The 24231-nt window shown below is 67.3% G+C and carries 25 protein-coding genes; 17 read left to right on the top strand and 8 right to left on the bottom strand.

Features of this window, described 5'->3' with window-relative positions; translation table 11 throughout:
* Positions 1–496: 496 nt before the first annotated feature.
* Both HDA45_RS00235 and HDA45_RS00230 read right to left on the bottom strand, forming a co-directional pair.
* On the bottom strand, positions 497–973 hold the full coding sequence (locus tag HDA45_RS00235; protein ID WP_246480569.1) for a DinB family protein: 477 nt from the start codon (positions 971–973) through the stop codon (positions 497–499).
* Between the two features lie 28 nt (positions 974–1001).
* Positions 1002–2042 (bottom strand): DUF2891 domain-containing protein, encoded by a 1041-nt coding sequence (locus HDA45_RS00230; RefSeq protein WP_184891276.1) that lies wholly within the window; start codon positions 2040–2042, stop codon positions 1002–1004.
* A 39-nt stretch (positions 2043–2081) separates the two neighbouring features.
* Between HDA45_RS00230 and HDA45_RS00225 the strand changes: the two genes are divergently transcribed.
* Complete coding sequence (locus tag HDA45_RS00225) at positions 2082–2765, top strand: class I SAM-dependent methyltransferase (protein WP_343071950.1); 684 nt, start codon at positions 2082–2084, stop codon at positions 2763–2765.
* Position 2766: 1 nt separating this feature from the next.
* Here HDA45_RS00225 and HDA45_RS00220 read toward each other — a convergent pair whose 3' ends face one another.
* The gene (locus HDA45_RS00220) at positions 2767–3228 is read right to left on the bottom strand and encodes a nuclear transport factor 2 family protein (RefSeq protein WP_184891274.1); all 462 of its coding nucleotides are present in this window, start codon (positions 3226–3228) and stop codon (positions 2767–2769) included.
* A gap of 86 nt (positions 3229–3314) precedes the next feature.
* Between HDA45_RS00220 and HDA45_RS00215 the strand changes: the two genes are divergently transcribed.
* Complete coding sequence (locus HDA45_RS00215) at positions 3315–3884, top strand: TetR/AcrR family transcriptional regulator (RefSeq protein WP_184891273.1); 570 nt, start codon at positions 3315–3317, stop codon at positions 3882–3884.
* On the opposite strand, the gene HDA45_RS00210 is transcribed toward HDA45_RS00215, so the two are convergent.
* Together HDA45_RS00210 and HDA45_RS00205 are read right to left on the bottom strand one after the other, a co-directional pair.
* Entirely contained in the window at positions 3885–4520 is a 636-nt protein-coding gene (locus HDA45_RS00210; protein ID WP_184891272.1) for a response regulator, read from the bottom strand.
* The gene (locus HDA45_RS00205) at positions 4517–5692 is read right to left on the bottom strand and encodes a histidine kinase (protein ID WP_184891271.1); all 1176 of its coding nucleotides are present in this window, start codon (positions 5690–5692) and stop codon (positions 4517–4519) included. The genes HDA45_RS00210 and HDA45_RS00205 overlap by 4 nt, the downstream gene beginning before the upstream one ends.
* Before the next feature lie 172 nt (positions 5693–5864).
* Here HDA45_RS00205 and HDA45_RS00200 point away from each other — a divergent pair, with 172 nt between their 5' ends.
* The 3 genes from HDA45_RS00200 (at position 5865) to HDA45_RS00190 (ending at position 9124) form a co-directional block, all read left to right on the top strand.
* Entirely contained in the window at positions 5865–6947 is a 1083-nt protein-coding gene (locus HDA45_RS00200; RefSeq protein ID WP_184891270.1) for an FtsX-like permease family protein, read from the top strand.
* The gene (locus HDA45_RS00195; RefSeq protein WP_184891269.1) at positions 6944–7636 is read left to right on the top strand and encodes an ABC transporter ATP-binding protein; all 693 of its coding nucleotides are present in this window, start codon (positions 6944–6946) and stop codon (positions 7634–7636) included. The genes HDA45_RS00200 and HDA45_RS00195 overlap by 4 nt, the downstream gene beginning before the upstream one ends.
* Before the next feature lie 330 nt (positions 7637–7966).
* Positions 7967–9124 carry an HAF repeat-containing protein gene (locus HDA45_RS00190; protein ID WP_184891268.1) on the top strand — a complete coding sequence of 386 codons (1158 nt, stop codon included), beginning with the start codon at positions 7967–7969 and terminating at the stop codon, positions 9122–9124.
* 46 nt (positions 9125–9170) lie between these two features.
* On the opposite strand, the gene HDA45_RS42195 is transcribed toward HDA45_RS00190, so the two are convergent.
* Positions 9171–10139: a pentapeptide repeat-containing protein gene (locus tag HDA45_RS42195; RefSeq protein ID WP_184891267.1), complete on the bottom strand. Its 969-nt coding sequence runs from the start codon at positions 10137–10139 to the stop codon at positions 9171–9173.
* A gap of 167 nt (positions 10140–10306) precedes the next feature.
* On the opposite strand from HDA45_RS42195, the gene HDA45_RS00180 reads away from it, so the two are divergent.
* The 4 genes from HDA45_RS00180 to HDA45_RS00165 all read left to right on the top strand — a co-directional run bounded on the left by HDA45_RS00180 (position 10307) and on the right by HDA45_RS00165 (position 13167).
* The gene (locus HDA45_RS00180) at positions 10307–10741 is read left to right on the top strand and encodes a hypothetical protein (protein WP_184891266.1); all 435 of its coding nucleotides are present in this window, start codon (positions 10307–10309) and stop codon (positions 10739–10741) included.
* Positions 10742–10930: 189 nt separating this feature from the next.
* Positions 10931–11746, top strand: coding sequence for a serine hydrolase (locus HDA45_RS00175; RefSeq protein ID WP_184891265.1), 816 nt, complete (start codon positions 10931–10933; stop codon positions 11744–11746).
* Positions 11747–12234: 488 nt separating this feature from the next.
* On the top strand, positions 12235–12705 hold the full coding sequence (locus HDA45_RS00170) for a carboxymuconolactone decarboxylase family protein (RefSeq protein ID WP_184891264.1): 471 nt from the start codon (positions 12235–12237) through the stop codon (positions 12703–12705).
* A gap of 27 nt (positions 12706–12732) precedes the next feature.
* Positions 12733–13167 (top strand): ester cyclase, encoded by a 435-nt coding sequence (locus tag HDA45_RS00165; RefSeq protein ID WP_184891263.1) that lies wholly within the window; start codon positions 12733–12735, stop codon positions 13165–13167.
* Positions 13168–13170: 3 nt separating this feature from the next.
* Here HDA45_RS00165 and sigJ read toward each other — a convergent pair whose 3' ends face one another.
* Positions 13171–14076 (bottom strand): RNA polymerase sigma factor SigJ, encoded by a 906-nt coding sequence (gene sigJ / locus HDA45_RS00160; protein ID WP_184891262.1) that lies wholly within the window; start codon positions 14074–14076, stop codon positions 13171–13173.
* 117 nt (positions 14077–14193) lie between these two features.
* Here sigJ and HDA45_RS00155 point away from each other — a divergent pair, with 117 nt between their 5' ends.
* From HDA45_RS00155 to HDA45_RS00145, 3 genes are read left to right on the top strand one after another with little or no spacing between them, the layout of a single operon-like run.
* Positions 14194–14532 (top strand): PadR family transcriptional regulator, encoded by a 339-nt coding sequence (locus HDA45_RS00155; RefSeq protein ID WP_246480568.1) that lies wholly within the window; start codon positions 14194–14196, stop codon positions 14530–14532.
* A gap of 47 nt (positions 14533–14579) precedes the next feature.
* The gene (locus HDA45_RS00150; protein ID WP_184891260.1) at positions 14580–15206 is read left to right on the top strand and encodes a hypothetical protein; all 627 of its coding nucleotides are present in this window, start codon (positions 14580–14582) and stop codon (positions 15204–15206) included.
* Positions 15203–15487: a hypothetical protein gene (locus HDA45_RS00145; protein WP_184891259.1), complete on the top strand. Its 285-nt coding sequence runs from the start codon at positions 15203–15205 to the stop codon at positions 15485–15487. The genes HDA45_RS00150 and HDA45_RS00145 overlap by 4 nt, the downstream gene beginning before the upstream one ends.
* On the opposite strand, the gene HDA45_RS42190 is transcribed toward HDA45_RS00145, so the two are convergent.
* Entirely contained in the window at positions 15452–15922 is a 471-nt protein-coding gene (locus tag HDA45_RS42190; RefSeq protein WP_343071949.1) for a helix-turn-helix transcriptional regulator, read from the bottom strand. The two genes, HDA45_RS00145 and HDA45_RS42190, sit on opposite strands and share 36 nt — an antisense overlap.
* A gap of 146 nt (positions 15923–16068) precedes the next feature.
* Between HDA45_RS42190 and HDA45_RS42185 the strand changes: the two genes are divergently transcribed.
* The 5 genes from HDA45_RS42185 (at position 16069) to HDA45_RS00120 (ending at position 24003) form a co-directional block, all read left to right on the top strand.
* Positions 16069–16281, top strand: coding sequence for a DUF3105 domain-containing protein (locus HDA45_RS42185; protein WP_246481702.1), 213 nt, complete (start codon positions 16069–16071; stop codon positions 16279–16281).
* A gap of 9 nt (positions 16282–16290) precedes the next feature.
* The gene (locus HDA45_RS42180) at positions 16291–16596 is read left to right on the top strand and encodes a thioredoxin-like domain-containing protein (RefSeq protein ID WP_246480963.1); all 306 of its coding nucleotides are present in this window, start codon (positions 16291–16293) and stop codon (positions 16594–16596) included.
* Between the two features lie 716 nt (positions 16597–17312).
* A complete protein-coding gene (locus HDA45_RS00130; RefSeq protein WP_184891258.1) occupies positions 17313–18581 on the top strand; it encodes an aspartate kinase in 1269 nt (422 codons plus the stop codon).
* A complete protein-coding gene (locus tag HDA45_RS00125) occupies positions 18578–22642 on the top strand; it encodes a Pls/PosA family non-ribosomal peptide synthetase (protein ID WP_184891257.1) in 4065 nt (1354 codons plus the stop codon). Before HDA45_RS00130 ends, HDA45_RS00125 begins: the two co-directional genes overlap by 4 nt.
* Positions 22639–24003: a diaminobutyrate--2-oxoglutarate transaminase family protein gene (locus HDA45_RS00120; protein WP_184891256.1), complete on the top strand. Its 1365-nt coding sequence runs from the start codon at positions 22639–22641 to the stop codon at positions 24001–24003. Before HDA45_RS00125 ends, HDA45_RS00120 begins: the two co-directional genes overlap by 4 nt.
* Positions 24004–24231: the final 228 nt, after the last annotated feature.

Raw genomic sequence — 24231 nt, 5'->3', positions numbered from 1 at the left:
GTGGCCTCCTGTGACAGCAGGGGGCCACGCGCGCGTTACCGGGTCATCACTCGGTGCGGCTGAGGACATCTTGTCGAAAGCAGACTGTGACCGTTCAGTAGTACTGCGTGTGTCGCGCTGAACGGTATGCACGCGTCGCTCAACGGTCTGGGTGACTTCAAAAGCTACTCAATGTAGTCGGCGGCGCCGAACGGACTAGCGCCGTCGACCGTGTTCAGGAGACCGGCAGCTTGCCCCATCGGCGCTGTGCCTGGTCACCGTGGTCCGCTCCGACGCCTGGATCCCCGCAGGTGGAGAACCATGTCGGCAAAAGTGCACACGTCGGCTTCGTGGGGTGAAAGATGCTGATCGCAACTGCCGAGTACGACCACCTTCGGCCAGAACCGACAGGCTTCGAGCATTCGTGCTCACGGTGGGTTCACTCGAACAGGTAGTTGGTTGCCTTCTGTCGTCTCGCATGGCTCACCAACAGCGAGTGACTGCTCTGATCGGGTGGTCACGCTCCGGACATCTGCTCGCGCAGGATGTCGCCGTGCCCGGCGTGACGCGCGAAGTCCTCGATCAAGAGCAGGTAGATGAACCGCAGGCTGACGTCGCCGATGCGGGGATGTGTCTTGATGACGTCGAGGTCGAAATCGGCCGCGATCACGCGGGAACGCTCGCCGGCGCGCTCGAATTCGGCGATCACGTCGGCGAGCGTCTCGTTGTCGCCGACGACGAAACTGGCGTGCCCCGGCGTCGTGCCGCCGTCGCATTCGCTTTCGGGCAGACCTCCGAGGACATGCTGGAACCAGAGCCGTTCGGCGACGGCGGCGTGTTTGAGCAAGCCGATCGGTGTGGTCTCGGACGCGACCAGACGGCGGCGGGCGTCGTCTTCGGACAGCCCGCGCACCGTGCCGACCAACCCGGCCCGGTTGCGGTCCAGCATGTACTCGAGCAGGTGGCGTTCGGTGCCGGTGGTGGTTCGTGCCATCGACCAGGTCATTGCGGGCTCGATTCGCTCAGCCGAGCAGGAGGAGTGCGTAGTAGGCCAGAAAGTGCTCGACCATGTACGAGCCTCCGGTGGTCTGTGGCAGCGAAGCGTGCGTGTGGGTTCGGGCGGAGTCCAGCATCGCGGCGATCCTGGCGTCGTCGTCGGGCAGGGCCTGTGCGAGGCGTTGCCAACACCAGGCGCGGTGCAGGTTGAGGCCGTGGAGGTGGGCGATCTGCCCGTCGGAGGAATCGGTCACCGTCGCCGGGGTGAACAGTGTCGCGGGTTTCCGGTCGGCGAGGCCGGGCAGGAAACCGTCCAGCCAGTCGGCGAACTCGGGTGCGGGCAGCAGGCGGGACATGAGTTCGGCTTCGGCCAGCGCGGGGGACAGGAAGTCGGCTCCGGAGGGTTCCCACGAGCCGGGGTAGTCGCGATCGGATCCGAACCACCGCCAGGCTGTCTCGGTGATGACCCGGTGCAGGCGCGGTTCGCCGTGGTCGGCGAGGTGGCGGGCGTAGGGCAGGGCGCGGGCCAGGCCGAACGCGCCGTTTTCGTGCACCCCGTACCGGATGGGATAGGTGGCCTGCGGCAGCCAATCGAGATAGCGGTCCACGAAGACCGCGCTCAACTCGCGCAGGCCCGTCGACCAGCGAGCGGCGTCCGGATCGTCCCAAGTGGCGGCCTCGAAGGTGAGTTCCAGCAACGCCGACCAGCCGTAAGGGCGTTGGGTGGTCCGTTGTGCGTCGGGGGAGAAGAAGGCAACCTCGTCGGCGAGTGCTCCGCTGGTCAGGAACTCGCCGAGCGTCGCGCGGATCTCCGCGGCAGGCACGAGTTCGGCGTGATGACGCAGCAGGCGGACCAGCACCCAGAACATCTCCACACAGGAATGCCAGTCGAAACTGCCGTAGAAACACGGATGCGACTGTCGCGGGGCAGCGATGGACACGTCCTCGAATTGCCAATGGCTTTCGTGATGCGGATACTCGCGCACGACGTTCGTCAACGCCGTCCTTGCCAGCTCGCCGGCATTCGCCCTCAGCAAACGGCTTCGCTCGACGTCCCATTCGGTCATCGGCATGCTCCTTCGATCGCGTCGATCTACGATAAGGGTGTGGACGAACGGCCGATCACCACCGCGCAGCGCAATTACCGGCGAGTGGCCGACGAGCTCGAAAGCATGGCGGCCCAGGAACGCTTCACCTACATCTTCCGGTCCAGGTTGTGGAGTTCCTCGTCGGTTTCCGGGCCGGGTTCCGAGTCGGTCCAGACCAGGCGGTTGCGCGAACTGCTGCCGGGACTGCTCGATCGCTTCGGCGTGCGCACGCTGCTCGATCTGCCGTGCGGTGACTTCGGCTGGCTCAGCGAGGTCGATCTCGCTCTCGAGCGGTACATCGGCGCCGACATAGTCCCCGATCTGGTCGAGCTGAACGCCACGAGGTTTCGGGATGATCCCGTGCGGGAGTTCCGGGTGCTCGATCTGACGGACGACCCGTTGCCCTCGGTCGATCTGGTGCTGTGCCGGGATTGTTTGGTGCACTTGAGCTTCGCCGACATCGAGCGAGCGCTGCGCAACCTCCGGCGGAGCGGCTCCCGATACCTGCTCACCACGACATTCACCGAACTGGGCACCAACGCCGACATCGCGACGGGCGACTGGAGACCGGTGAACCTGTGCCGGGAGCCGTTCGGGTTCCCGGAGCCACTGGCGGTGCTGGTGGAGGGATGCACCGAGGAGAACGGGGCCTACGCCGACAAGTCCCTGGGTTTGTGGGAGATCGCCGCGCTCGTCGACTGAGCTACCGGAGCGGGACCTCGGCTCCGTGCTCGTCCGCGGGCCGGGGACCGTGGATACGCCGATCGCTCGAAGAGATGGACACGTCGTTGATACTCGCCTCGCGTCGACTCATGAGACCGTGCTCGTCGAACTCCCACAGTTCGTTGCCGTAGCTGCGCCACGTCTGTCCGGTCCGGTCGTGCCACTCGTACTGGAAGCGGACGGCGATCCGGTTCTCGTGGAACGCCCAGAGGTTCTTGCGAAGCGCGTAGTCCAGTTCGCGCTCCCACTTCCGGGTCAGGAAGGCGACGATCTCCTCACGACCCTGGACGAAGGTGTCCCTGTTCCGCCATACCGAATCCGGTGTGTACGCCGCCGCCACCCGGCGGGGGTCACGGGTGTTCCAGGCGTCCTCGGCGGCTTGGACCTTCCGTAGGGCCGTCTCTCGAGTGAACGGCGGGAACGGCGGGCGATCTTCGGGCATCTCGGACTCCTCAGGTTGAGAACGTGCGTTCTCCATGTCTGGCGCCTAGGATAGGGAACGATCGTTCTCAACGTCAAGGAGTTCCGATGCCGGCCGCCGTCACCGACGAGCAGAACCGTTTGGACCGCGAAGCCCTGCTCGACGCCGCCGAGAAGCTGTTCTACGAGAACGGCATCCAGGCTGTGGGCATGGATCAGGTCCGCGCGGCGTCCGGCCTTTCCCTGAAGCGGATCTATCGGTTCTTCGAAGCCAAGGAGGACCTGGTGGTGGCGATGCTCAAACGTCGTGATCAGCGCTGGCGGGGCAGCCTGGCCGCCCATGTGGAGGGAGTTTCGGATCCCCGAGAGCGGGTGCTGTCCCTCTTCGACTGGCTCGCCGGATGGTTCGCCGAACCCGGTTTCCGCGGCTGCGCCTGGATCAACGCCCATGGCGAACTCGGCTCGTCGTCCGCGGCGGTGCTGGCCGAGGTGCGGGCGCACAAGCGGGCGTTCCACGAGCAGGTCGATGGCTGGGTGCGGGCCACCGGGGCCGCGGTGACCGAACCGGTGTTCCTGCTCGCCGAAGGGGCCATCGTGACGGCCGGTATCAGCGGGGATCCGGCTCCGGCCCGTCAGGCGCGCGAGGCCGCCGCGAGGTTGCTCGGCGATTCGGGCTGATCAGCGACGGATGAGACCGAGATCGGTCGCGGTGGCGACCGCCGCCGTCCGTGAGTCGACGCCGAGTTTGGTGTAGCTGCGGGCCAGATGGGATTTGACGGTGCCTTCGGTCAGATGGAGCCGTTCGGCGATGGCCCGGTTGGACAGGCCGTCGGCGACGAGGGCCAGGACTTCGATCTCGCGCAGGGTCAGGGCGGTGGTGGGCATCCGCATGCGGTTCATGAGCCTGTCGGCGACGGTCGGGGCCAACGTGGTGCGACCGGCGGCCGCGGTGCGCACGGCGGCGGCGAGGTCTTCGGGTGGGGCGTCCTTGAGGAGGTAGCCGGTCGCGCCCGCTTCGATGGCGGGCAGCGTGTCGGCGTCGGTGTCGTACGTGGTGACGATCAGGACGCGGGGAGCACCCGGCCGCGCGGTGATCGCGGCGGTGGCTTCGGCACCGGTCATTCCGGCACCGAAGCGCAGGTCCATCAGCACGACGTCGACGTCACCCCCGGCGGCGCGGGCCACCGCTTCCTCCGCCGTCGCGGCTTCGGCGACGACGACGAGACCGGGTTCGGTTTCCAGCACGGCGCGGAGCCCCGCCCGGACGACGGGATGGTCGTCGGCCAGGAGGAGGCGGATGGGGACGTCGGTCATGGGCGGTCCTCGGGTTCGACGGGCAACCGTACGGACAAGGTGGTGCCGTGCCCGGGGGAGGACTCGACGGCGAAGGTCCCGCCCAGCGTCTCGGTGCGGGTGCGCATCGCGGTCAGCCCGAAACCGTCGCTGCCGGACTCGAAGCCCACGCCGTCATCGACGACGTCGAGGGCCACGTGCTCGCCCAGGTAGCTCAAGGTGACCTCGGCGGTGGCCGCGTCGGCGTGCCGGACGGTGTTCGCGAGAGCGGCCTGGCCGATGCGCAGCAACGCGACCTCGTGCGTGGTCGGCAGCGGAACGGGGGTGCCGGTCAAGTGGAAGCGGGTGGCGACCCCGTGCCGAGCGCCGGTGGTGGCGCACAACCGTTCCAACGCGTCGGCCAGCGTGGTGTCGTCGAGCGCTGGAGGGGACAGCGCGACGACGAAGCGGCGGGCCTCGGCGAGGTTGTCCGCGGCTGCTTGCCGGGCCTGTTCGACGTAGCGAACGGCGTTCCCCGCGGTGTCGGGCAGGGTCCTTTCAGCCGCACGCAACAGGAGTTGAATGCTCGACAGTCCTTGGGCGAGCGTGTCGTGGATCTCGTGGGCCAGCCGCTCCCTCTCGGCGAGCACACCTGCCTCGTGCTGGGCTTCGGCGAGGTCGGCGCGGGTGGCGGTGAGCTCCTCGATCAGGTTCCGGCGTCCTTCGCTTTCGCGGTACAGCGCCTGGTATCCCCATACGACGGCGACCGCGACGGCCGCACCGAGTGTCGGTCCGATCGCCGCCGCCGGGCTGAAGGCGCCTTGATGGGCGGCGAACGCGGCGATCGCGGCCAACGTGGTCACGATCACCGCGAGCAGGCCTTGGCGACGCGGCAGCAGGTGCAACTGCAGGAAGTACAGCGGGAAGGCGACCCACACGCCGTCGGCGGTCAGCACCAGCAGCGCCAGCCACACGACGCCCACCGCTGTCAGCCACCACGTGGCGGCTCGTCGCGATGTCCGGACGCGGGGCAGGAGCGGTCCGGCCGCGTACACCACGGCGCACGTCACCGCCGCCACGACGACAGCTCCCGCTTGGGCGGACTCGCCGGCCACCGCTCTCACGGCCGCCAGGGCGAGCAGGGCGATGAGCAGCAGGTGCAGACACCAGGTCAGCACCCGGCTGGTCGGGGTCAGGGCGGGCGCGGCGTTCACAGTGCCTCCCAGGCTACGGAGCCGGATCGGGAATCGCCTCTATCGAAAGGTGGAAGCGGCGTGCCGCCTTCCGGCTCGTGAAGTGCCATCTCCGGCGAGATGTCCTTTGAGGACCCGGCGGCGATCGTGGAGAGGTACCCAGCCCACCCACCGGAGAGGACAGACCGGAGCCGTGTTCGTCGCCTGGAGAGACCTGAGATTCGCCAAGGGGCGGTTCGCCCTGATGGGCGCCGTCGTCGTGCTGATCACGCTGCTGGTCGGCCTGTTGTCGGGGCTCACCGCGGGGCTGGGGGAGCAGAACGTCTCCGCGATCACCGGCCTGCCCGCGGACAAGATCGTCTTCGCCGCTCCTGACGAGGGGCAGAGCCTCTCTTATGCCAACTCCGCCGTCACCGAGACACAGCGGAAGCAGTGGGCCGAGACCCCGGGTGTCACCGGCGCCGAGCCGCTGGGCATCGCCACCACCAAGGCGACCGCAGGGAACCGCAGCGCCGGGATCTCCGTCTTCGGTGTCCGGTCCGGCTCGAAACTGGCCCCGGACAGCGGCATGCTCACTGCCGAGTCGGTAACTCTTTCCTCGTCCGCCGCCGAAGACTTGGGGGTCCGGAGCGGGGACACGATCTCCGTCGCCGGGCGTCCGCTGACGGTCGCCGCCGTGTCGGGAGACGCCTGGTTCAGTCACACCCCGGTGGTGTGGGCAAGCCTCGACGTCTGGGCGCGGACGGCGCCTCCCGTCGGCGGCGCACCGACCGCCACCGTGCTCGCGCTGACCACGACCGGCGACGTCGACTTCGCCGCCACTGACGGTACCGCGGGCACGAAGACGGTGTCGAAGGACGAATCCTTGTCGGCGATCGGTTCCTACACCTCGGAAAACGGCTCCCTGCAACTGATGCGCGGCTTCCTGTTCGCCATCTCCGCGCTCGTGATCGGCGCCTTCTTCACCGTCTGGACGATCCAGCGCAGCGGCGACATCGCCGTTCTCAAGGCTTTGGGGGCCAGTACCGCCTTCCTGCTGAAGGACGCGCTCGGCCAGGCCGTCGTGCTGCTCGTCGGCGGCACCGCCATCGGAACCGCGCTGGCCGTCGGACTCGGCGCCGTCGTCGCCGGCTCCGCTGTGCCCTTCCTGCTGACTCCGGCCACCGTCCTCGTTCCCGCCGTCGTGATGATCCTGCTCGGCGCGCTGGGGGCGGGCCTGTCCGTCCGCCGCATCACCTCCGTCGACCCGCTGACCGCACTGGGGAGTGCCCGATGAGCCTGAACCTGACCGGTGTCACCCTCACCTATCCCGACGGCGACTCCCGTCTCACCGCCCTCGACGACGTCACGCTCGACGTTCTCCCGGGTGCTCTCACCGCTGTCGCCGGGCCCTCCGGCTCCGGCAAGTCCAGCCTGCTCGCCGTCGCCGCCACCCTCATCACCCCGGACGACGGGACCGTCACCGTGGACGGCACCGTGACCACCGGCCTGACCCGCGGCGAACTCGCCGAACTGCGCCGCCGCAAGATCGGGATCGTCTTCCAGCAGCCCAATCTGCTGCCGTCCCTCGCCGCCGTCGAACAGCTCCAGGTGATGGCCCGGATCGACGGCCGCTCCCCGGCGAAGGCCCGAGGCGCGGCCATGGACCTGCTCGACGCCGTCGGGCTGGCGCCGCAGGCTGGACGTCGTCCGCACCAGCTCTCCGGCGGTCAACGGCAGCGGGTGAACATCGCCCGCGCGCTGATGAACGAGCCCACCGTGCTGTTGATCGACGAACCGACGAGCGCTCTCGACCACGAGCGTGGTGCCGGGGTCATCGAGCTGATCACCCGGCTCACCCACGAGCGCGCCACCGCCACCGTTCTCGTCACCCACGATCGCGTCCACCTCGCCGCCGTGGACCGGATCACCGAAGTCCACGATGGACGGTTGAGCGGTTCCGTGCCGGCCACCGGAGTCCATTGAGGACGGTGCATTCGCCGGTCGCCTCGAATTGAATCGAGCCACTGTTGTTGCCGGAATGATATCGACTCGGGCTGAAAAGTGGGCTCCAAGCTGCTATCTCCGCACGGTGGAGGACGCGAGCGTAGCCGAGTTCGCCTAAGTGGCGGTTACTTCCGAGTTGGACGTGAAGGCAATGTGATCACGGACGACGAGGTGTCGCCTCGCGTCAAACTGGGTGAGGGGTTCATTCGGGGGATACACACGAATTTCGTTGTGCCGTGGATCCGGAACGGCATTCGGGAATTCGTGTGTCGATCGTAGTGCGCAACCAGATCAGGAGTGGGAGTCATCATGCTGAGGAATCGTGTGGCCGGTGTCCGAAGACCGGCATTGTCGCTGACGGCGGCTCTTGTCGTGCTCGCCTGCGCGGTGACGGGGACCGCGCAGGCCACCCAGACTGGGCCGGTGGATCTCGGGACGTTGCCCGGCGACGACGCCAGTACGGTCCTGGCGGTCAACGAAGCGGGGGTGATGGTCGGGCTGTCGTTCGCGGGTCCCGCGCGGCGCAGTCTTCCCGTTCGCTGGGACGCCAACGGCCAGATCATGGCTTTGCCCACGCCAGGCGGCACCGAGGGGCAGGTGCGTGACATCAACAGTCTCGGGGTTTCCGCCGGCTACGTGCTGACCCCGACCGCCGCCGTGCCGGTCCGATGGGACGCCGACGGCGTGGCGACCACGTTGCAGGTCCCACCCGGCTATCACAACGCCACCGCGTGGGCGATCAGCGACACCGGTGTCGTCGTCGGCAACTGGCTGACGCCGGACAACCACTATCACGGTTTCCGCTGGGACCCGAACGGTCAGGCCACCGATCTGGGCGCGCTGCCCGGTGAGACCTGGAGTATGGCCGATGGCATCTCCGCCGACGGCAGCATCATCGTGGGCAGCGGGTTCCGTGCGGGTGCGAACCAAGCCGTGCGGTGGGTGAACGGTGGACCGATCACCGAACTGGAGCCCACGGGCTACAGCAGCGGGGCCAGCAGGAACAACAAGCCCGGGGTGGCCGCCGGTGTGCTGAACGAGACGAAGCCCGGGCCCCCGATCCCGGCGACCTGGGACCAGGCAGGCACGAGGCACAATCTGGAGTGGCCCAGCCCGCATTCCGTCTGGGTCAGCCAGATCGGGCCCACGGGTTACGTGGTCGGTACCGGCTACGCCAACCCGCCCAAGCGATCGGCGGTGCTCTGGGCGCCCGACGGCGACCTCACCATCCTGCCGGACGACGGCCTTGGCGCCGAAGTCGAAGCGGTCGACTCGGACGGCACCGCGGTGGGCGCTTTCAAGAGCAAGGCGACCGCCTGGTTCCGAAACGGGGAGCGCAGGCAACTCGGCCTGCTTCCCGGTGGTAGCCGCAGCCAGGCCTACCGGATCACCGACAGCGGCCGCGTCGTCGGAACGGCCACCGTCGCCACCGGAAAAGATCACGCGGTGTACTGGACACTCGACTAGGGCCTGTCCTGCGAGCATGACTTGCAGGCCAGTGCCTAGGCACTTTCTATTCCGCTGAGGAAATCCCGTGTTCACGGCGACGGTCTGGCCCGAAATCCTCGGGCCAGACCGTCGTTTCGTCGGCGCGGGCACCGGTCAGTATCGCTTCCGCGAGGTGCTGGGCACGCATGTCGGCACCGCGAAGGTCCGCGTCGCGGAGGTCTGCTCCGCGGAGGTTGGCGCCCTGCAGATGGGCACCGCACAGGGATACGCCGACGAGTCCCGCGCTTTCCAGGTTCGCTCGCCGCAGATCGGTGCACTTCAAGTCGCTGTCGTCGAGCCGGGTGAAGGGCAGCCAGGCGCGGGCGAGATTGGCATAGCGCATGTGGACGTCGGTCAGCTGGTTGCGTTCCAACTGCAGACCGCGGAGATCGACGCGGGACAGATAGAGCCGGGGCGCGTCACGGGAGCGCGGTCGTCGCGCGAGGATGATCATCGCGGCTTGGATGTCCGGGGAGTGGATCCGCAGCCATGGCCGGTTTTCGTCGACGACGGGGGTGGGATGCTCCGGTCCGTCGGCCAGACCCGCCTGCCACGGTGATCGGTTGCGGACGTAACTGCTGATGACCACTTGGATCGTCCGGCGATCCTCGGGTGAGTTGTGGGCGATGCGTTCCAACGCGTAGATGCCGCCGACCCTGACGTCGACGTTGTCGCTGCCGAGCTGTTCGACACCGCGGGTGAACCGGTCGGCGAACTGTCCGTCGCGGTTGACTCTGACCTGCCGCCAGGTCGCCGCTCCGCCGACGACGACCACCAGTCCGGCGAAAACCTGCAGCAAGGTGGAGCGGGCGTTGTTCTGCAGCTGTCCTTGTGCTTGCCGCAGCTGGATCCGGGTTTCCGCGTTGGCGACTCCCGTCAATTCGGCGTCCGCCAAGGACGGGTAGAGCAGTAACGGGAGCACGAGCACCGTGCCGAACAGCAGTGCCAAGCCGAGCACCGCGGCGACCGCGAAGAGCAAGAACGTTCGCGTCATGAACAGACGACCTTCCTTCAGCCGGCCAAGTCGAACAGCGTCCCACACCGAGTCGGGAGCGATGCCCGGAAAGCGGTTCAGCCTGCCGACATTTCTCAAGACCTACGAGGGGTCAGCTGGATAACCTGGTTGCCGGCAAATCCACTGCGATATGGATGGAGTTCACCTTGAAGAACGCGTTCCGCGCCCCGCTCGCCTGCCTTGCGGCTGTTGCCCTGCTCTTCAGCGGCTCTGTGACTGCTTCGGCGACAGTCGAAGACGTGCCGCCGGCGGGCTCGGACTACTACATCTGGAACTGCACCTACCTCGAGTTCTGCTACTTCAAGCACTACGGGGCCCGCCATGAAAACGGGGGCTGGGGCCGAGGGTTCATCACGAACGGCTTCTACAACATCGGCGCCGAAGGTTACGGAGACCAGACCTCGTCCATCTGGAATCGATCCGGCGTGCAGGTGTGGGGATACGACTGGCACCAGTCCAACCAGTGCTGGAAGGAGATCTGGGTTTCCCCCAACGGCAACTGGGGCGACCTCGATCCCAAGGTCGACAACCTCACCGATGCCATCAGCGTCGGCGGCCGGGTCGACGGCGACATCTGCTGACCAGAACGGCAGACTCGAGGAACCTTGAGAAACGGCAGAGGTGGACACCGTCGCCGGAGTGCCGTGGTGCGAGCGGATCATCGCGCTCCGGTAGTGACCGTCGTCACTGTCGACCAAGTCGTGGCAACCTCCGGCACTTCGGAACGCCTTCATGCTCGAGAAGGATCAATGCCGAAAACTGGGGAACACATGAAGAGACTTTCCGTCATCTTGACCGCGATGCTGGCCGTGGTCGCGTTGACCTCCGCCGCGCCGGCAGGGGCGACCCCGCGCTTCGATCGGGAGCTCCAAACGCGGATCGCACGCGCCCAGGCCTATGCCGACAGCAGGCCCGGTGACACCGGGATCGTCCTCCGGGATCGCTGGACCGGTGCGGTGTACCGGAGCGCGGCCGCCGGAACCCTCATCTGGGCCTGTTCCACCCCGAAGCTGGCGATGGTCGTCGACCTGTTGCTGCGCAACGACTCCGGGGCGGTCCAGCTGACCACCGAAGACCGGGATCTGATCCACCGCATGCTCAACTCCAGCGACGACGCCGCCGCTCACACCTTGTGGACCCGGTACGGCGGGGAGGCCGAGTTCGCCAAGCGGTTCCCGTCCTACGGTATGACCGACATGCGGTTCACCGACCAGCACCCGCATCACTGGGGTTGGATCCTGACCACCGCGAACGACCTCGACCGGCTGGTCAACTACGTCCTGACGAAGCTGCCCCGGCAGCACCGCGACTATATCGTCCGTGAGATGCGCACCGTCGACGTCAACCAGCAGTGGGGAGTCTGGGGTGCGGGCCCGGCCGCGCGGCCGGGGAACAAGGACGGTTGGTCCGACGACAACGACGACGGCTCCTGGATCATGAACTCGGTCGGCTTCGTCGGGCCGCACGAGAGGTACACCCTCGCGCTGATGAACAACACCAAGGTCATCCAGAACGGTTTCGAAACCGGCCAGGAGACCACCACCAAGATCAGCGAAATCCTGTTCAAGGGGTATTTCCGGGGCTGATCGCACCCACGTCGGCGGTGACACGCTGTCAGAGTGGTCGTGAGTGGTAAGTCGCGTTAGAGCTGGCCCGTATTCACCTACCTACGCCTGACCTGCACGAAGGGCGACGGGGGCGCGGGAGCACTCCAGTCTCAGACCGGTCTCGACCACGCCGCCGCGAAACTCGCCCTTCACGCTCGCTGGTCGGGCGTCGAAGTCGACGATGAAGGAATTGGGACGTTCAATGTCCTAAATCCTTCATCGTCGCGGGACACTCCGGTCACGCCAGCACTATCTCCGCAAGCCCGCCGAGACGACGCCCGCATCCAGTGGCGAAAGCCACTTTCGCAACGCGCCCGCAGCCCGCTCACATCCCGGAATCAGTCCCTTAAGGACAGTCGTGAGGGGTGTCGGAGTTCGTGGTGATCCATCGGTTCTCCGGTCGGCCTCACATCTCGTGAGGCTACGTCGTCGGTTGGGCAGAACACCCACTACGACAGGAGATCACGATGGACGCCCGGCTCGACTACTTCCGCAACCCCGTCGGGGGAAAGTTCCTGAAGAGCATCATCTCGGCGGGAAAGGGGCTGCTCGACTCGTCTCTGTCGATCACCGTCCAGGAGCTGGTCCGGATGCGCGCGAGCCAGATCAACGGTTGTGCCGTATGCCTGGACATGCACACCAAGGAAGCGGCCGCCGCCGGTGAATCGGCCGTGCGGATCAACCTGGTCGCGGTGTGGCGGGAGGCGACGGTCTTCACCGACGCCGAGCGCGCCGCGCTGGAGCTGACCGAGCAGGCCTGCCGGATGGCCGACGGCGGTGAGATCACCGACGAGGCGTGGGCGAACGCCGCCAAGCACTTCGACGAGGACCAGCTCGCCGCGTTGGTGGGGGTGATCGCGCTGATCAACGCCTTCAACCGGGTGAACGCGATCGTCCAGAATCCCGCCGGCGACTACCGCGCCGGACAGTTCGCCTGACGGGGATCGACGATTTCAGGAGAGACCATGAGCCTCACCGAGGCGGAGCGCAATCGGGCGGCGTTCGCCCGCTTGCACGACGCGACCAACACCGGCAGCCTCCGGATCATCGAGACGACGATCGACGAGGTCGTCGATCCGGACGTGGTGTTCCACGCGCCGGTGCCGATGGAAACGACGGGAGCACAAGCACTCAAGCAAGTGTGGGCGGTGCTGCTCCGCGGATTCCCCGACCTGCGGGTCGAGGTCGAGGACATGCTCGAAGACGGCGACAAGCTCGTCTGCCGCAACACCGTCACCGGTACCCACGAAGGCGAGTTCAGAGGCCTCCCGGCAACGGGGAAGACGGTTTCCTACAACGAAATCTTCATCTTCCGCTTCGCCGGAGGGCGCATCGCCGAGATCTGGGGTGTCGTCGACGTCTTCACCCAGCTACGGCAACTCGGCGCCCTCCCGGCGTAGCGGTCACGCCTCCGTCCACGACCGGAGTTTCTCGGGGTTCCGCACTCCCCAGATGTGCCGGATGCGGTCGCCGGTGACGTGGAACGCGTAGACGGCGACGGTCAGCTCGGCCTTCCTCAGGACGAGGCCGGGTTGACCGTTGACGGTCCGCTCCAGGAGTTCGAGTCCGGCGGTCTTGTGCGCCACCTCCATGAGATAGGCGGCAACCTGCTCCCGGCCTTCGAAAGGATGGAGCGCGGCGCTGACGAGTCCTCCGCCGTCGCCGACGGCCTTCACGTTCGGATCGAGGAGACCGATGAGCGCCTTGATGTCCTGCGCTTCCCACGCCTTCTTGAAATCCTTGACGAGGTCGGCCTGCCGGGCGATCGGGGCAGGCGCGGCCTGCGTCGTGCGGATGCGGCGGCGCGCGGAGGAGGCCAGTTGACGGCAGGCCGCCGGAGTCCTGCCGACGATCTCCGCCACTTCGGCGAAGGCGTAGCGGAAGACGTCGTGCAGGATGAACGCGACTCGCTCGGCCGGGGTCAACGACTCCAGCACGACGAGAAAAGCCATGTTGATCGACTCGTCGAGGGTGACCCGGTCTGCCGGGTCGGCGGCGGCCGGTCGACCGGTGGTCCATTCGAACCGCCCCGGCAGTGGTTCGGGAACCCATTCGCCCACGTAGCGTTCCCGCCTCGCGCGTGCCGACCCGAGAAGGTCGAGGCAGATGCGGCTGGCGACCGTGGTCAGCCAGGCGCCGGGGGAGTCGATCGCTTCCCGTTGGGCGGAGGACAAGGCGTACCAGCGGGTGTAGGTCTCCTGCACCACGTCTTCGGCCTCGGAAAGGGAGCCGATCAGGCGATACGCGAGTCCGATCAGCTGACGCCGTTCACTCACGATCGCGCTCAGGCCCGGGTCGAGGTCGTTCATGGGATTTCGCCTCCTGGTCGCGTGCGCTGTCTTGGGTACGACGAGAGACCGTCGCCGGATGTGAGGTCACCTCAAGGCTCTCTTGAACTCTACCTAGCCCCTAAGTAGAGTTAGAGTATGGCTGGAAACCGGTCCGGACCCCGGATGACCCTTCCGACGCAGTTGGTCCTCCGCGTGCTGTTGGAAGACCCGTCGCAGGAGCGCTACGGCTTGGAGATCTCGTCGGCGGCGGGGCTGGCGAGCGGGACGATCCATCCGATCCTGGCGCGGTTGGAGAACGTCGGCTGGCTGGAGAGCCGCTGGGAAGAGGTCGATCCGAAGACGGAGGGACGGCCACGCCGCCGGTATTACCGGCTCAGCCCCGACGGTGTCGCGCTCGCGGGGGCCGCGCTCGCCAGGACTTCGGCGACCGCGCTCGGCCGCCTCCGGCCCGGACTGGCCGGAGGTGCGTCATGACCTCCGCAAGTCGATCCGCCCGGCGTGTCGCCAACGCGCTCGCCAAATTGAAGAACCATCACCCGTGGTGGTACTCGGAACGCGACTACTATCGAGAGAACCTTGTTTCTCGAGCCGACTCGGTCAGCCGGTATGGCTTCGCCGCCGACCTCGAGCGCGCCGACGCCTTGATGTTCATCGAAGCGGCGACCTCGTACCTCGACCTCGAAATCGAGTACATCACCGGCAGTCCGGATGAGAAGGGCTTGGCGGACTACGTGCAGGCTCTTCACTACGCCCTGACTCTTGTGCAGGATCTGAAGATCGCACTGGGACCGGCCCCGGCACCCGACTACCGGACGTGGTCCGCCGGAGAGCTCACGGCCAGGCACTGGGCCAGTAGCGACACCGACGCGGCGACGGTCAGTGCGGAACTCTCCGGCGCCAGACCGAGCCCCCTTGCCTGGCGCGCCGATCCCGCGTCCCCCGGCCGAACCTGCCAGCGACTGGTGTCTCTGGCGGCGTCCGTACTGCCGGAAAGCCACCGCATGCGGTACGCCGAGGAGTTCCGCGGTGACCTTCGAGAGGTGCGACGTCGAGACAGGCTCGGTCACGCCCTTCGCCTTGTCGCCTGCGCCTGGGAACTTCGACGAAGTCTCACTGCCTCCGCCGTGAAGGCCGAGGAGCGCCGATGAGCCGGAACCAGCCTTCCGAGCCGTCCACTCCGGCAACGGCGCTGCTCAGACATATCGTCGACGACGGTGAGCGCACCCGAAGAATGGCTTTTCTGCTCGTCGTCGGTGCTCTCGCCGTGGCGCTCAGCGTCGGCGCGCTCGCCCTCGTGATCTGGTTCGCGGGGATACCGGCGACAGCCGCCCTGGGCGCGGCGGCCGTGGTGGCGGGTTCGGCCAGACGCCTGCGATCCGGCAAGGCGAAGGGTTCAACGGAACAGCGTGGTGAGCTCGATCCTGCTTGAGATCCCGAGCTTGTCGTAGACGTGGGCCAGGTGGTTGTCCACGGTCCGGACCGAGAGCCGCAGTCTGCGCGCGATCTCCGGGCTCGTCGCCTGTCCCGCGGCCAGCCGGGCGATTTCGCGTTCCCTCGGAGTGAGCTGCTGGGTGCCTTCGGCCCGGTCGAGTTCCGGGGTGCGCGCCGTCGGGCAACATCGCGTGAGTTCGCGTGCTCTCGCGAGGGCGGCGCCCGCCCGTCGCGAATGTCCCGCCGCCTGGGCCACCCGGCCTGCGGCCGACAGCATTTCGGCGGCCAGCAGGGGAGCGGGCAGTTCGGCGAACGTGTCCGCCGCGGCGAGCAGGCCGGATTCGTCGCCCGCCGCCAGCGCCGCGGCCGCTTCTCCACCTGCCTCGCCGCGCCGAACCTCGCGGCCTCGTACAGGACGACCGCTTTCATACACGGAATTCCGGCGTTCCGAGCGATCTCCGCGGCGCCGCGCACGTCACCGCGAGCGGCGCTGATCCTCGACGAGGCCACCTGTCATCTGGATCCGGCGACTGAACAGCGCGCGGAAATCGCCTTCGCCCGTCGAGGCGGCGTGGGGTCGTGGGAATGTTCCTCGTGCTGGCCACCCTCGCGATCGTGGCCGCCGACCTGGTCGGGTTCACCAGGCTCACCGAAGCCGGCGGCGAACCGGAGATCGCCGGGGTCGAACGGTTCGACATCCGCGAACGGGGGCACCACGGAACCGTCGCGTACGACCGGGTGCCGCCTGCCGGTGGACCGCACGACCCGGCACTGCAGAACTGCGGCGTGTAGGCCGAACCGCTGCGGAACGAGAACGCGGTGCACTCCCTCGAACACGGCGCCGTATGGCTCACCTTTCGACCGGGCTTGACGGTTGAACAGGTGAACTCGCTCAGCGGTCTCGTCAAAGGGAAACACCACGCCCTGCTCAGCCCGTACCCCGGATTACCCGCCACCGTGGTGGCGACAGCGTGGGGAAGGCGGCTCGAGCTGGACGATCCGGCAGACCCGCGGATCGCGCGATTCCTCGATGTCTGCCGGGCGGGCCCGCAGTCGGTCGAAAAGGGCGCCCCGTGTGCTGGCGGCGTCGGAAAACCTTTGCTTTAGTGCGAATTCGATTCTCGCTCACGTAGGATTGAATTCGGTCCGGCATTTGTTATCGCCGGACCGAATTTCGTCGTGGTTTGCGAGACACTGACAGGGCGTCCGGGGGCAAAATTGCGCCCCGGTCACCGGGACGAGTCCGTCGTTGTCGGCGTGCGGAACCGTAGCGGCGGTCGCAACTCGACCCGCATTATGGGATTGCCTGGTCGGACGCGCCGAACGCCCGTTCTGGGGCTGGTTGATGGGTTTCGGCCACCCGGTGATCCATGGTCGCTTTGACGGGTTTATCCCGCCTGGTGGACACCTGGGGGATCTCGTACGTCGCGGTTGACAAAGAAATCAGTTCCGTCCTGCCGATCGGCTCTTCACCCGAATTTCGAAGTCGATCCCAAACGCGTCATTCATTCGACCTAATTCCATCGAACTGGGCTGTTCGTAGGTATGTCCTTGCGTGCTGTCATCGACTTATGGCGTGCAAACCCGGCCAGTCGACCTTTCGTACGGATGGAGGTACCCGACCAAACTTTCTCGCACTACTTTCCAAACCTGTCATCCCGGCCCGCGGTGCTGAATCCTGGACTTCGGGGAGTGTCGTCCAGCAAGCACTTCTGCGGCAGTTGTTGTAGAACCCGCATCGGATACGTGTATTCGTGGCGGGCTGATTCGAGTATCGCGTCCGGATATCAGTCCAGCCGTCTTCGGCTGCCTAATAAAGGAAAATGGTGAATTCTTCCCAAGATCTCGATGTCAGCTTGGTTCCGCCTTTACCGCAGGTACGCGACAAGGGACTGGTCATACGAAAATACGGTGGCTCGTCGCTGGCCACACCCGGAATGGTGAGCGAGGTGGCCGCCGAGGTCGCCGCACTCGTCGAAGCGGGGGATCGGGTGGTTCTGGTCGTGTCGGCCATGGGGGACACCACCGACCGGCTGATCGCCCTGGCCGGGGAGTTCGCGGAGCCGCCTGCTCCACGGGAACTCGACCAGTTGATGGCGACCGGCGAACAAGTCTCCGCGGCGGTGCTCGCCTTGGCACTGGCCGAGCGCGGGGTCGAGGCCGTTTCGCTGTCCGGTGACCAGGCCGGGATCGAGGTGAGCGGCGAACCCGGCGCGGGGACGATCGTGCGGGTCGATCCGGCCAAGATCACCGAGCGGCTACGTGACGTGCAGGTCGTCGTGGTCGCCGGATTCCAGGGACGGGACGAGAACGGGGAACTGCTGACTCTCGGCAGAGGCGGCTCCGACACCACCGCGGTCGCGCTCGCGGCCGCGCTCGGCGGTTCCGAATGCGAGATCTGCACCGATGTCCACGGCGTGCGCACCGCCGACCCCCGGATCGTGCCGGACACCCGCCCGGTCAGTGCGATCTCCTATGACGCGATGGTCGAACTCGCCGAAGTCGGTGCCCGTGTGCTGCATCCCCGATCCGTCGAACTGGCTCGCCGTCACGGGGTGGCGGTGCGTGTGACGCATTCTTCGGATCCCGGTCCCTCCACCGTCGTCACGGCGGGGGAATCTTCGCTGGAAGGCGCGCCCCGCGTCATCGGCATCGCGCACGAGCGCGACGTGAGGCTGGTCCGGGTCGAGGTTTCCCCTGCCGACCCGGACCATTACGCCCGCGTGCTCTCGATGCTCGCCGGATGCGGGGTGAAACCGGACAACCTGAGCTGGCCCGATCCGGGCGAGCTCAGATTCACGGTCCGGGGCTCGGAGCCGCTGGGCCTGCCGATCACGGAACTCGCGATGGAACTGGACGCCCGGTCCACGGTGCTCGAGGAGCTCGGCTCCGTTTCCGTGGTCGGGAACGCGTTGCTCGACTCGCCCGGCTGCCTGCCCGAGTTGCTGCGGGTCCTCGCCGACCATCGCGTCACGGTGCCGGCGATGACGACTTCGCAGTCGCGGCTCACCGCGGTCATCCCCGCCGAAGCCGTAGACAAGACCGTCCGTGCCCTGCACGAGTCGTTCGGCCTGGCGGAGGACCGGACATGAGCCCGTATGGACAGCCGTCGGGCCTCTTCACGACCGACGGCCTGGTCCTGACGTGCGACGGGCACGGACAGCAGGTCCGCTGGCGCGCGGGCGAGCGGCTCGAGCAGCTGTACGAGGGGCTCTGCGACCGGTTGCGCGCCGACGGCCTCGGTGATCGCCTCGCGGTGGACACCGGGAGCACGAAACTCACCTTCGCCGGATTGGACGAGCGGGCCAACCGCCTCGCCCGGCACCTGCGAGCTCACGGGGTGCTGCCCGGTGATCGGATCGGGCTGCTGTTCGACGAACCGGTCCACCCCTACGTCGCGATGCTGGCCGTGCTCAAGATCAACGCGGCGTATGTGCCACTGGACACGGGTTTCCCGGACGACCGGCTGGACTACATCGTCCGGGACGCCGGCGTCCGGCTGGTGGTGTCGATCTCCGGGTTGCGCGACCGCTTCGAGCCGGGCGGCGTCGACCTGCTCTGCCTCGACGAGGAGGCGGACCGGATCGCGGCTCTGCCGGGTGACCGGCTCAGCCCCGCCGAGAAGGGCGTCTCGACGGACGAGCTCTGCTACATCGTCTACACGTCCGGCTCGACGGGACGACCCAAAGGCGTGACGATCGACCACGCCGCGATCTGCAACTTCGTCCGCGTTGCCGCCGACGTCTACGGCATCCAGGGAACCGATCGGGTCTACCAGGGCATGACGATCGCGTTCGACTTCTCGGTCGAGGAGATCTGGGTCCCGTTGCTGTGCGGCGCGACCCTCGTGCCGAAACCGGGCGGCGTCGGCCTCGTCGGTCACGATCTCCACGAGTTCCTGCGGGACAACGAGGTCACGGCGTTGTGCTGTGTCCCGACCTTGCTGGCGAGCCTCGACGAGGACCTGCCGCGGCTGCGGTTCCTTCTCGTCTCCGGTGAGGCTTGTCCCGAGGATCTCGTCCGCCGCTGGTACCGGCCGGATCGGCGGTTCCTCAACGTCTACGGCCCCACCGAGGCCACGGTCACCGCGACGTGGGCGGTGCTGCGACCGGACCGGCCGGTGACCATCGGGGTGCCCCTGCCCACCTACTCGGTCGTCATCCTCGACCCGGACGAGCCGCAAGCGCTGGCGGCGGGCGAACTGGGGGAGATCGGGATCGCCGGGATCGGGCTCGCCGGCGGCTACCTGAACCGTCCCGACCTGACCGAGCGCGCCTTCATCCCGGACTTCCTCGGGATAGGGCACAACCCGTCCGGCCGCATCTATCGCACCGGCGACCTGGGCCGGGTGACCCCGGAAGGAGAGATCGAGTACCACGGCCGCGCCGACACGCAGGTGAAGATCCGCGGCTACCGCGTCGAGCTCACGGAGATCGAATCGGTACTGCTGCAGATACCCGGAATCGCCCAGGCGGTGGTCGAGACACATCATCCGGAAGCGGGCAGGACGGAACTGGTCGCGTACTACAGCCTGCGTCGCGACAGAACCGATGTCGACGCCGGAGAGCTGCGCCGACGTCTGGGGGAGTTGCTGCCGGGGTACATGGTGCCCGCCTATCTCGAACGGCTCGAGCACATTCCCCTGACACCGGCCGGGAAGGCCGACCGCAAGAACCTTCCTGCTCCGACCAGTCCGCGCAGTGCGGCGAGCGCCGTCGACTACGTGGCACCGGCCACCGAGACCGAACAGCAGCTGGCGGACGCACTCGGCCGCGTCCTCGGAGTGGAACGGATTTCGGCGACAGGGCATTTCTTCGACGACTACGGCGCGGACTCCCTGTTGCTGGCGAAGTTCTGCGCGCTGGTGCGGGAACGGGGCGACGTCGCGCCGCTGTCGGCGAGGGACGTGTACCTCAATCCCACCGTCCGCGGCCTCGCGGAGCTGGTTCCCGCTTCGGCACAGGCCCCTGTCGCCCGTGCCGAGGAGCCACGTCGTGCGGCCACCGGATCCTATGTCCTCTGTGGACTGTTCCAGCTGGTGGTCTTCCTCGCGTACGCCGCGGGTTCGGGCTGGATCCTCGACACGGGATTCATCTGGGTCACCGCGGCGACCGGGTTCGTCGACGCCTATGCGCGCGCCGTCGGTCTCGGGCTCGTCGTGTTCACCGTGCTCTCGGTGGTGCCGATCCTGGCGAAGTGGGCACTCGTCGGACGCTGGAAGCCAGGGGAAATCCCTCTGTGGAGTCCCGGCTATCTGCGCTTCTGGCTGGTCAAGACCCTGGTCAGGTTCAGCCCGCTGATGCTGTTCACCGGCACACCGCTGTACTCGTGGTACCTGCGGGCGCTCGGCGCGGACATCGGCAAGGGCGCCGTGATCCTGTCCCGGAATCCACCGGTCTGCACCGATCTGCTCACCATCGGCGCCGGGGCCGTCATCCGGAAGGACGCCTTCTTCCCGTGCTACCGCGCCAGGGCGGGCTGGATCCAGACCGGCAGCGTCACGCTGGGCGAGAACGCCTTCGTCGGTGAGATGACGGTGCTCGACATCGGCACCACGATCGGCGACGACGCTCAGCTCGGTCACTCGTCGTCCCTGAACGCCGGGCAGACCGTACCCGACGGCGAATCCTGGCACGGTTCGCCTGCCCGGCTCTCCACAGTGGACTACCGGGCGCTGGCGACGGTCGCGCGCGGCTGGCTGAGGCCGTTCACGTTCTGCGTGTCCAGCCTGCTGCTCCTGCTGCTGGTGACGCTTCCCGCGACCTTGGGCGGCGTGGACGTGCTCGCCGATCGCTGGTTCACGACGTCGGCGGACTTCACCAGCTGGGTCTTCTATCGCGGCCAGATCATCGATACGGCGCTGCTGTACTTCGGGGCGTTGCTCGCCGGGCTGGCGATCGTCCTCACGCTCCCGCGCCTGCTCTCCCGGTTTCTCCGGCCGGATCGGGTGTACCCGCTCTACGGCGCGCATTTCGGGCTCCAGCGGCTGATCGCGCGGCTGACGAACCTGCGCTCGTTCACCTATCTGTTCGGCGACAGCAGTTACATCGTGTACTACCTGCGGGGACTGGGGTACGACCTGTCGAAGGTCCAGCAGACCGGATCCAACTTCGGGGTCGAGGTCAAGCACGAGTCGCCGTTCCTCAGCACGGTCGGCACCGGGACGATGGTCTCGGACGGTCTCTCGCTGCTCAACGCGGACTTCTCGGCCTCGTCATTCCGGCTGCGCCGGACCGCCATCGCGCCGCAAGCGTTCCTCGGCAACGAGATCGCCTATCCACCGGACGCGCGTGTCGGCCGGAACTGCCTGCTGGCCACCAAGGTCCTGGTGCCCCTGGACGGACCGGTGCGGGAGAACGTCGGCCTGCTCGGATCGCCCGCGTTCGAAATCCCCAGAACCGTTCGCCGGGACACCGGGTTCGAGCATCTCAGCACGGGAGAGGGCCTGCGCCGGAGCCTGCGGGCGAAACTCTGGCACAACACCGGCACCCTCCTGGTGTACCTGCTGGTGCACTGGCTCCATCTGCTCGGTGTGACGCTGATCGGGATCGGGGCCGGCGTCCTGCACGAGCGGTTCGGCGCGCTCGCCGTCGGCGGCGGCCTCGTGGCCACACTGCTGTTCACGGTCGCGTACTTCGTGCTGGCCGAACTCGCCGTGCAGGGGTTCAAGGCGATCCGGCCGCGGTTCTGCTCGATCTACGATCCGATCTTCTGGCGGCACGAGCGGTACTGGAAGCTCAGCCCCGCCCGCTATCTGGCGTTGTTCGACGGGACGCCGTTCAAGAGCTTCCTTTGGCGCTGTCTCGGCGTCCGGATCGGACGGCGCGTCTTCGACGACGGATGTGCGATCCCGGAACGCTCCTTGGTGAGCATCGGCGACGACTGCGTGCTCAACCTGCACACAGTCCTGCAAGGACATTCGCTGGAGGACGGCACGTTCAAATCCGATTACATCACCGTCGGCGCCGGATGCACGATCGGCACCGGGGCCTTCGTCCACTATGGAGTGACGATGGCGGAAGGGGCGATCGTCGAAACGGACGCGTTCCTGATGAAGGGCACCACGGCTCCCGCGCGGACCCGTTGGCACGCCAATCCGGCGGTCGAGCTCGACACGGCAGAAGCAACCACCGCGGCAAGGAGGCTGCCATGACCCACACCCCCACGGCGAGACCGGCGTTGGCGCCGCGGGTCGACGGAGACCTGCCAGGGCCTCGCTCGGCCGAGTTCCTCGAACACCAGCGACAGTGGGAGTCCAGCGCGCGGGCCTATCCGCGCAACCTGCCGATCGCGCTCGCCGGCGGCGAGGGCAGCTATCTGTGGGACATGGACGGGAACGTCTTCATCGACTTCCTGGCCGGGGCGGGAGTGCTGTCCCTTGGCCACAACCATCCCGAGCTCGTGCACGCGGCCACCGAACAGCTGCACGTGCTCACCCACGGCCTGGACTTCCCGACGCCCGCCAAACGGGAGTTCGTCGACGCCCAGCTGTCCATGCTGCCACCGGAGCTGAGATCGCGGATGCGGATGCATTTCTGCGGCCCCGGCGGGGCCAACGCCGTGGACGCCGCGATCAAGCTCTGCAAAACCGCGACCGGACGTGGTGACCTCGTGTCCTTCCAGGGCGGGTTCCACGGCTCGAGCCATGCCGCGATGGCGTTGACCGGTCTCGTCGCCCAGAAACAGCCGATCGCCAACGGTGTGCCCGGTGTGCACTTCTTCCCGTACTCCTACTGTGCCCGGTGCCCGGTGGGACTCTCGCCGGACAGTTGCGAAACCAACTGTGCCGGCCTGTTGGAGCGGTCCCTGCACGATCCCAACGGCGGTATCCCCCTTCCCGCCGCGGTGATCCTGGAAATCGTGCAGGGCGAAGGCGGGATCATCCCGGCGGACCGCGATTTCGTCCGGCGCGTCCGCGCGCTGACCGCCGAGCTGGACATCCCGCTCGTGGTCGACGAGGTGCAGACCGGCTGCGGCCGCACCGGGACCTGGTTCGCGTTCGAGCACTACGACATCGAGCCCGACGTGATCATCGCTTCGAAGGCTTTGAGCGGGATGGGTCTTCCGGTGGCCGTCATCTTCTACGACCAGCGGCTGGACGGCTGGGCGCCCGGTGCGCATACGGGCACGTTCCGGGGCAACCAGGCCGCGTTCGCGGCGGGTGCCGCGGCCGTCCACGTCGTCCGGCGCGACGACGTGCTGGGCAACGTCCGGGAGCGGGGGCGGCAACTCGAAAACCGGCTCCGCGTGCTGCGTGGTCACCCTTGGGTCCGCGAGGTTCGAGGCCTGGGCCTGATGTGGGGGATCGAGCTCGCCGACCCCCGCGACGGCCATCCGGCAGGCGGATACGCCCGCGCTGTCCAGGCGTACGCGCTGAGGCGAGGGCTGATCATCGAGCTCGGTGGCCGCGACGACAGCGTGATCCGGCTGATGCCCCCGCTCACCGTGACCGCCGAGGTGATCGACGGCGCCGCCACGATCCTGCTCGACGCCATCGAGCACGCGCTGAGCTGAAAGGACGTGAAGGCCTCCTTGCCTACCTTGAGGGTAGGGAGGGGGCCTTCATTGGTTTACCTACGTCTGACCTGCGCGTAGCTGGCGGCTCGATCTGTTCGGGGATCGACGGTGGAGGATTTGGGACGTTCAACGTCCCAAATCCTCCACCGTCGCGCGAGCCACCGTCCTGAAACCTCCACACCCGAACCACCGGTGGCCCCAGGAGTACCAGCAGTCACAGCGGGG

It is taken from the genome of Amycolatopsis umgeniensis, from assembly GCF_014205155.1.
GTDB classification, from domain to species: Bacteria; Actinomycetota; Actinomycetes; order Mycobacteriales; family Pseudonocardiaceae; genus Amycolatopsis; species Amycolatopsis umgeniensis.
Note: the sequence above shows the minus strand (reverse complement) of the source record. Positions and strands in the feature narration are given on the sequence as shown.